This window comes from Paenibacillus sp. 2TAB19 (assembly GCF_052115185.1).
Lineage (GTDB): Bacteria > Bacillota > Bacilli > Paenibacillales > Paenibacillaceae > Pristimantibacillus.
Window position 1 is genome coordinate 1 of record NZ_JBFRGE010000138.1, and the last position, 8,530, is coordinate 8,530.

The following is an 8,530-nucleotide window of genomic DNA, read 5'->3' on the forward strand; positions in this document are numbered from 1 at the left end:
TTGTCGGCTCAGTCGGGAGACGGAAAAATAGGTAAATCTTGGACAAATGATGGCGAACCACATGATCCGGAGGGTACGGTGGGCTGTTTCCTTGTAACGCCATTCGTCAAGGCTTACGAAATAACGGGAGAAAAGGCTTATTTGCGCGGTGCCGAGCTTGGATACCACTATTATATCAGGGAGCTGCTCGACAACGGGTATACAACGGCAGGTGCGCTCGATACGTATTGCGTGGACAAGGAATCAGCGATTCCTTTATTGAAGGCAGGTATCGCGCTGTTTCGTATCACTGACAATCAGACATATCTTGAATGGGCTGAGCTTGCAGCCTGGTACTTGGCAACTTGGCAGTGGCACCATTCAGTTGAGTATGAAGATGGAAGCGCCTTGGGAGAAATTGGTTACGATACGTTCGGAGGAACGTCCGTCTCAACGCAGCATCACCACATTGATCCATTCGCGCTTGCGTTCATTGAGGATTGGGTGGAGCTGGCGTCGCTTACAGGCAACGAAGCATGGCGCGAAAGAGCTCGTGCAGCATGGGCGAATGCAACATTCGGCATCTCAGATGGCAGTCTGACGGTCATGGGAAAAACGCGTCCAAAAGGCAGCCAGGATGAAGGATTTTTCCATACCCGCTGGGGAGATCCATTCAACGTGTCGCAATGGCTGGTCGCATGGCCGACCGCCTTCCGGCTTGAAGTGCTGCGCCGCGTGAATGAAGAAGATCTTGGAATATAGCTTGTATGAATCCCCCCAAGCCCCATTAAGGAGTTTGAGGGGATTCGTTTTCTGCGGTAGTTTCTTCTCATATGGATAAATCTTAAACCTATATGGACAAATAATAGCGTTGTTAACTATTCCCGCAAGAGAAGACGCTGAATCGTCCATGTTTCCCTAACTGTGTTGAATACTCATGCACGCCTATTTTAACTATGATGGTAATAGTAAAGCGCTTTCTTTTATAGAAGGATGAGGCATCCTTATTAGTACTAATGAGGAGGTTGGTTATGAAACGAATGTTCGAGCCTGTCGCGTTTCGAAATACGAAGCTTTTTTGGGATTACAGGTTGAAGAACACCGAGAATTATCAAGGCTATCATCATTGGCATCAATGCTGCGAGATGTTGTATGTTCACGAAGGTGCCGGTCGTGTTGTGCTGGATGGTGAAACGTATCCGATACGCAAGGGGATGCTTTTCTTCTTCCGTCCATATCAGTTGCATCATGTTTTTGCGAACGTGAGTAAGGAACAGCCATACTCGCGCACCATTTTTTTCTTTGATCCGCATCTTATGGAGGAGCAACTCCAACCATTTGCGAAGCGGCATGCCTTATTTAAGGCGTTATGGCGAGGACAGAACAAAGTGAAAGCTTTCGATCTCTCCTCGTACAGCGAGAGCATAGAGCGCAACTATGAAAATTATCAATCAGTAAGAAGCCAAGGAATGGGGGAGGATGTTGAAGAAGTAGCCATGCTGATCCTCCGTAATTTGGATTGTATGCTCCACAGTAAGACAGCTCCGTCAGAGCAAATTCAGCTGGCTGAGGAGCGCAAATCGATAGGATATGCGCAGCAAGCTATGAAATGGATTGATGAACATTATCAGGACAGCTTCTATTTGGATGACTTAGCGGCTGCCATGCATTTATCCAAGTTCTATTTATCTAAGCTGTTCCACGAAGAGACCGGAAGCACTTTGAAGGCTTATATTACTGCCATTCGAATCAGGCATGCTTGCAGACTGCTCGAGACTACGACAAAATCGGTCGAAATATTAGGCAGCGAGGTTGGCATTCCCAATACTTCTTACTTTGTTCGGGTATTTAAGCAAGAAGTCGGAACGACCCCATTGAAGTACCGTACTGGATCTGTTTTTAATACCAATAAACCAACATTTTATAACATGGATTTGTCATTATAGCATTTGGAATAAAGGTACAATTGCTTTGTAAATGAAACAAGGTTCTCAGGAATATGGATATGGCTACGATATAAACAATTGAAAGCAGTAGCAAATAGTAATAGTCGTAATAACGTCAATATGATTTTGAAAGGATTGTTGGAATTTGAATAGGGCAAATGTGGAGCGTTCTGTTAAGGTTCCCGGTCATAAAAGACCGAGATGGACCAATACCTGGAGAGAATACAAAAAAAATAAATATATGTTCTTCATGCTTTTTCCAATATTGGTTTGGTACGCAATTTTTTGCTATGGACCACTATACGGTATCCAGTTAGCTTTTAAAGATTTTAGTCCGATTCGCGGAATATGGGGAAGCGAATGGGTCGGATTGGAATATTTCAAATTTTTGTTCTTTCAATCCCCGGATTTTCTAAGAATATTGAAGAACACAGTGATCATTAGCTGTTATAACATCGTATTCGGATTCCCAGCCCCGATTGTGCTGGCCCTATTGCTGAATGAAGTACGATACGGATTGTTCAAAAGAATCGCCCAGTCCATATCCTACATTCCGCATTTCTTCTCATGGGTTGTTCTTTCCGGCATCATTATTATGATGCTCTCGCCAAGTCAGGGACCAATCAATTATCTACTGTCGCTCGTACACATCGAACCGATCTACTTTCTGGCCGACTCCAATTATTTTCGCCCGACTTTAGTAATAACAAATATATGGAAAGAAGTGGGTTGGGGCACGATCATTTATTTGGCGGCATTAACGGGTGTCGATCCTACATTGTTCGAAGCAGCCAAGATAGATGGAGCCAATCGTTTCAAACAAGTATGGCATATTTCAATCCCGTCTATATTACCGGTTGTCACCATTATGTTCATATTATCGCTAGGCGGCATTCTTAACGCTGGATTCGACCAAATATTCAATCTGTATTCTCCTTCTGTTTACAATGTTTCAGATATCATTGACACGTATGTGTATCGAGCCGGTATCGTTAACGGTCAATTCGGATTAACGACAGCGGTCGGGCTATTCAAGAACATTATTGGCATCACGCTGGTGCTCGGCACAAATTATGTAGTAAAAAAAATGGGACAAGAAGGGGTTCTGTAAGAGCCGTCAGGAGGGAACGCGCATCATGAAAACGTCAGTTGGCGAAAATCTATTCCAGTTTATTCTCATTGTCTTTATATCCGGTCTGTGCGTGGCCATGTTCTATCCGTTTATTCACATCGCGTCCGTATCGTTAAGCGGCCCGGCGGAATCGACTCGCATGGGATTCCATCTCTTCCCGAAAGACATTGACTTGTTCAGTTGGAAACAGGTTGTGAGTCAAAAGAAAATTTGGTGGGGCTTTGGCAATTCGGCGTTTCGGACGGTGGTTGGCACATTGTTGACGCTTGTCGCCATGTCCATGATCGCCTATCCGTTATCGCGCAAAACTTTGCCTCACCGTTCTTTCTATACGATGATTATTTTGTTCACCATGTTTTTCAGCGGAGGCCTCATTCCCAGTTATTTGCTTATCAAAGAGCTGCATTTGATGGATAGCAGATGGGTTTATATTGTTCCTATGTTAGTACCGACTTTCTCCATGCTTGTCTTGCGCAATTTCTTCATGTCGATCCCGCAAGAAGTCGAGGAATCGGCCAAGATCGATGGGGCGAATGACATACGCGTGTTGCTATCGATTGTGTTGCCGTTATCGAAGCCCGTATTGGCGACACTGGCGTTATGGACGGCAGTCGGGCATTGGAACGCCTGGTTCGATGCGGTATTGTACATTTCCGATCAGTCCAAACAAGTGTTGCAATTTTTCTTAAGGGAAATTGTTGTCCTTAATACGGACAAGGAAACGTTCGGTAGCACGGTTGTCGGGAATTTCAAGTATGAAACTTCGATTAAAGCCGCCACCGTTATGTTCGCCGTATTGCCGATCCTTGTCGTGTACCCGTTCCTGCAAAAGTATTTCGTTAAAGGAACAATGATCGGCTCGCTTAAAGGTTAGAGTGATTTAACCGGGGAAGGTTAAGCCATTCCCTGTTTAAATAAATTTGATTGGCATATAAAAGGGAGGAAAAGAAATGAAAGACAGAAAGAGACTTATTGTTGCGGCCATGTTGTCTATGTCTTTACTAGCAACGGCTTGTTCGGGCGGTTCGAACGGGGTAAACAGTGAAACGAACGCGCCTTCGCAGACGAATGTACAGGAACAAGAAGCACCGATCGAGCTCACGATTAACCCAAGCACATGGTTTATTCCGACAAATGACGGCAACGAGGTTCAGAAGTACATCGAGGAAAAGTACAACGTAAAAATCGTGAACATGAGGGCGACAGACGAGAACTTTAAGGTCAAAGTGTCAGCAGGAGAAATTCCGGACATTTTCCCTCAAAATATTAGCGAAGGCGATATGGTCAATTATGCAAGGCAAGGCGTAATCGCAAGCATTTCGGTAGACGAAATCAAACAATATATGCCGTCTTATGTGGCTGACGTAGAAGCTGTTGATCCGAATGCGTGGGATATCGGCTTATACGACGGGAAGAACTGGGGCGTTCCGAGGGTATGGTTGAACGGTTCTTACGGATTCATTCCGGCTTACAACGGCGCGTGGCTAAAAGCAATTGGTTACAATGAACCGCCGAAAACGCTTGAAGAATACGAGGATGTCGTGTACAAATTCCGTAATAACGATCCGGATGGCAACGGTCAAAAGGATACGTACGCCTTTACGACCCGCGGGACAGGCAATCAGCAATTCAATGAGATTTATGCGGCACACGGCGTAAATCCTTATCAATTTATGTTAGCTGCTGACGGAACGGTTACTTGGGGTGGACTTTCGGATCAGGCTAAGGAAGCGTTAAAGCTTTTGCAGAAGTGGTATAAAGACGGCGTTCTCGATCCGGAATTTCTAACGGACAATAACGATACGATTACGCAGAAGTGGAACAACAAAAAAATCGGCATTCTCGACTATATGATGTATCACCATTTATTCAATCAAAAAGAGGCCAATGCGGCAAACGGTATCGAAGCCGTTTATGGCAAAGGTTTAGTCGGTCCTGCAGGTAAATCGCTGGCGATGTCGAACGGCGCCTTGCAAGTGCCTCTTCTGTTCGGAGCGCAGGTTGAAAAGGACGAGAAGAAGAGAATTAAAATTTTGCAAATCCTTGAAGATTTGGTGAGTAGCGACGATGCTTATCTGAAGACAGTGTTTGGCACCGAAGGTGTTTCGTATGAGCTTAAGGACGGCGCCGCGGAAGCATTAGAACCTTATAAGAGCGATACGAACAAAATGCTCGAATTGGGCTACGGCGGTTACTATAATCCGCTCGGCGAGCGCAGCTTGAAGATGTGGAAATACCACTTCTCAGCTGAAAAACTGGCATTCAGAGATACGTTGAACGCAGGCAATGAATTGATTACGGACATCCTAGGACCAACGCCGCTGGAAGCTAAGTCCAAATATTCGGCAACATTGAATCCGCTTCAAGATGAGTATTATGTAAAAGCCATTATTGGTACAGATGATATTGATAAAACGTTCGAAGAGTTTAAAGAGAATTGGCTGAGATCCGGCGGTAAAGATCTGCTGGAGGAAGCGACTAAAGTGTACCAGGAGCGTCAAGCCGCCAAATAATTGACGGATGATACAGCAGTGCTGAGTTAGACAGAGCGGACTTCGAGGACGATTGTCAGCCTTAGGGATGACCACTCGTCTGAGCAGTCCCTTCTGTCGTTGAGATACAATGATATCAGTGAATTTATTAAGTTAAAGGAGTATTTAAGTGAACCACACAAACGATACATTTCCCATTGCGATATTGCCCGGCGACTATCCGGATCCGTCCGTGGTCCGAGTCGGAGAAGACTACTACATGACCCATTCTTCATTCGATAACTTGCCGGGACTTCTCGTATGGCACTCCCGGAATTTAGCGGAATGGGAACCTATCGGGCATGCTGTCCATCAACGCGTCGGCTGCATTATGGCTCCTGAATTAATCTGGTATGAAGGCTTGTTCTACATCTACTATCCGGCAGATCGCACGAATTGGGTCGTAACGGCCGAATCGCCAGCGGGACCGTGGACGGAGCCGATCAACCTGAATGTCGGTTTGATCGATCCGGGACATGCCGCAGATTCGGAAGGAAACCGTTATCTCTTCCTGTCTGAAGGTTGCAGAATTCGTTTGGCGCCTGACGGCTTGTCGACGATCGGCGAGCTCGAGAAGGTCTATGAAGGCTGGCGTTATCCTACCGAATGGAGGACGGAGGGCTTTTATCTGGAGTCGCCCAAGATTACGTATCGAAATGGCTATTACTACATGACAAGCGCCCAAGGCGGAACCGCAGGACCTGCAACCAGCCATATGATCGTATCGGCCAGATCGGAATCGCTCGACGGACCTTGGGAGAACTCGGCCTACAATCCGATCGTTAGAACCGAAAGCCGCGCAGAGCGTTGGTGGTCCAAAGGTCACGGCACGTTAGTGGATACGCCTGATGGATCTTGGTACGTCATCTACCATGCCTATGAAAAAGACTTTTTGACGCTTGGAAGATATACGCTTATGGAGCCTATTCAATGGGATGACAATGGCTGGTTCCGAGCTTCGAGTGAATCTATGGCGAGCAATCTGCCGTTATCCGGCGGCATTGCTTTATCCGACAATTTCGAGCAAGAGCGCCTTGCGCCGCAATGGCATTTCTTTGGACGTTCTAGCTTGACCGGTTACGATGTTGGCGGTGGAAACCTTGTGTTGCAAGCACTTCCGGCGGAATCGATGGAGCCTTTGCTATGCATTCCCTATCATCACGCCTATGAAGCTATTGTATCGGTGCAACTCGAGGAGGCGACGGAAGGCCGCTTAAGCTTGTTTTACAAGCCCGGCTTCCAATGCGGAATTGGCTTCAACGGCAGTCATGTTTTTTCGTTCCGCGATCAATACCGTTCCGAATATACCAAGGTTGACGGCGGCCTTATCCAGTTGCGCATCGTGAACGATTGCCATGACGTGGATCTGTATTACAGCACGGCAGATTCGAGTTGGATCAAGCTGGATCACGGTTTCGAAATGTCAGGGTTCCATAACAATGTGTTAGGTAAATTTTTAAGTTTAAGGATTGCTTTGGATGCCGTTGGCGTCGGAAAGGTTTCGTTCAGTCATTTTATTTACAACGCTTTGGGGAAGAGCGAACGACTATAAGGAGGAACACGAGCAGATATGGACAACGTGACGAGGGCTCCCTTATTCAGGGATCCCATATATGACGGTGCGGCTGATCCTGTCCTTATATGGAACAGAGAAGCCAAGGAATGGTGGATGTTATATACGAATCGCAGGGCGACAGCCGAGGATCGCAATGTCGCCTGGGTGCACGGAACGGATATCGGGGTAGCTTCATCCGTCGACGGCAAGGAGTGGGTATACAGAGGCACGATAGAGGGACTTGACACGGAATGGGGCAGAAATACATTTTGGGCGCCGGAAATATATTGGCACGAAGGCACTTATCATATGTATGTCTCTTATATACAAGGAATACCCGACCGTTGGGGGCATCAAGCGGACATGCTCCATTACACGAGTCCGGACTTGATTGCATGGACGTTCCGATCCAAATTGAATATTAGCGACTCGAAGATTATCGATGCATGTATTTACCAGATGCCAGAGGGAAAGTTCAGAATGTGGTTTAAGGAGAACAATCATACGTATGTCGCCGAAAGCAGTGATTTGTACGACTGGACACGCGTCGGCCTCGTTATTGAGGGGCGTTTCCACGAAGGGCCGAATGTATTCCGTTTCAAAAACTATTATTGGTTAATCGTGGACGAGTGGAGGGGACAAGGCGTATATCGCTCCGAGGATCTTGTTCATTGGGAACGCAACGGACTCATTCTGGACCAACCGGGTACGCGGGAAGACGACGGCACGATTGGCCTTCATGCGGATGTTGTCGTTCAGGGCGAACAAGCCTACATCTTTTATTTTACGCATCCCGAAAGGACGAACGGCAACGAGGAGTCAAGTAGTTATGGCACAAGGCGCTCATCGATACAGGTTGCCGAATTGGAAGTCGTGGATGGCGTCCTCGTTTGTGATCGGAACAAGCCGTTTGATCTGAAGCTATTACCGGAATAAGAGGGGGATACTAACTTTGCAGGCGTATTTATTTGTGCATTTTAAAGAAAAGAGAACACCGGATGGCGAGCAGGTTTATTTTGGTGTCAGCAAGGACGGCTTTAACTGGGAGAAAGTAAATGATGGGAATCCCGTGTTATGGAGTTATTACGGAGACAAGGGAGTCAGAGATTTCACGATAAAGAGAACAAAGGAAGGCAAGTTCGTTATTCTGGCAACGGATTTAAGTTTGTCATACGGGATGCTAAATCAATATAACCATTCTTGGTCCGAAGCCGCCCGAAACGGGAGCAAATGTCTGTCTCTATGGGAGTCCGACGATTTGATTCATTGGTCAGAGCAAAGGCTGATTAAGCTCGGCAATGAAGATTTCGGATGTTTGTGGGCACCGGATATTATATATGATAATAAGAGTGATGATTACGTAATTCACTGGTCTTCAGCCCATAGC

6 protein-coding genes and 2 pseudogenes are annotated in these 8,530 nt (G+C 46.4%); all 8 read left to right on the forward strand.

Annotated features, from left to right (window positions below):
* Nucleotides 1-741, forward strand: a pseudogene (locus AB4Z33_RS29775) (hypothetical protein); the annotation flags it as partial.
* A gap of 269 nt (nucleotides 742-1,010) precedes the next feature.
* Complete coding sequence (locus AB4Z33_RS29780; RefSeq protein WP_442053377.1) at nucleotides 1,011-1,925, forward strand: helix-turn-helix domain-containing protein; 915 nt, start codon at nucleotides 1,011-1,013, stop codon at nucleotides 1,923-1,925.
* 388 nt (nucleotides 1,926-2,313) lie between these two features.
* Nucleotides 2,314-3,036, forward strand: a complete 723-nt coding sequence (locus tag AB4Z33_RS29785) for an ABC transporter permease (protein WP_442053378.1) — start codon at nucleotides 2,314-2,316, stop codon at nucleotides 3,034-3,036.
* A gap of 25 nt (nucleotides 3,037-3,061) precedes the next feature.
* Complete coding sequence (locus AB4Z33_RS29790; RefSeq protein ID WP_442053379.1) at nucleotides 3,062-3,931, forward strand: carbohydrate ABC transporter permease; 870 nt, start codon at nucleotides 3,062-3,064, stop codon at nucleotides 3,929-3,931.
* 76 nt (nucleotides 3,932-4,007) lie between these two features.
* On the forward strand, nucleotides 4,008-5,570 hold the full coding sequence (locus tag AB4Z33_RS29795; protein ID WP_442053380.1) for an extracellular solute-binding protein: 1,563 nt from the start codon (nucleotides 4,008-4,010) through the stop codon (nucleotides 5,568-5,570).
* Nucleotides 5,571-5,718: 148 nt separating this feature from the next.
* Nucleotides 5,719-7,140: a family 43 glycosylhydrolase gene (locus AB4Z33_RS29800; RefSeq protein WP_442053381.1), complete on the forward strand. Its 1,422-nt coding sequence runs from the start codon at nucleotides 5,719-5,721 to the stop codon at nucleotides 7,138-7,140.
* 18 nt (nucleotides 7,141-7,158) lie between these two features.
* Nucleotides 7,159-8,079 (forward strand): glycosyl hydrolase, encoded by a 921-nt coding sequence (locus tag AB4Z33_RS29805; RefSeq protein WP_442053382.1) that lies wholly within the window; start codon nucleotides 7,159-7,161, stop codon nucleotides 8,077-8,079.
* Between the two features lie 16 nt (nucleotides 8,080-8,095).
* Nucleotides 8,096-8,530: pseudogene (locus AB4Z33_RS29810) on the forward strand (glycoside hydrolase family 43 protein); the annotation flags it as partial.

Excerpts from the sequence above, each read along its gene's own strand:
- AB4Z33_RS29780 (WP_442053377.1), top strand. The coding sequence starts at position 1,011 with ATGAAACGAATGTTCGAGCCTGTCGCGTTTCGAAATACGAAGCTTTTT.
- AB4Z33_RS29790 (WP_442053379.1), top strand. The coding sequence starts at position 3,062 with ATGAAAACGTCAGTTGGCGAAAATCTATTCCAGTTTATTCTCATTGTC.
- AB4Z33_RS29795 (WP_442053380.1), top strand. The coding sequence starts at position 4,008 with ATGAAAGACAGAAAGAGACTTATTGTTGCGGCCATGTTGTCTATGTCT.
- AB4Z33_RS29805 (WP_442053382.1), top strand. The coding sequence starts at position 7,159 with ATGGACAACGTGACGAGGGCTCCCTTATTCAGGGATCCCATATATGAC.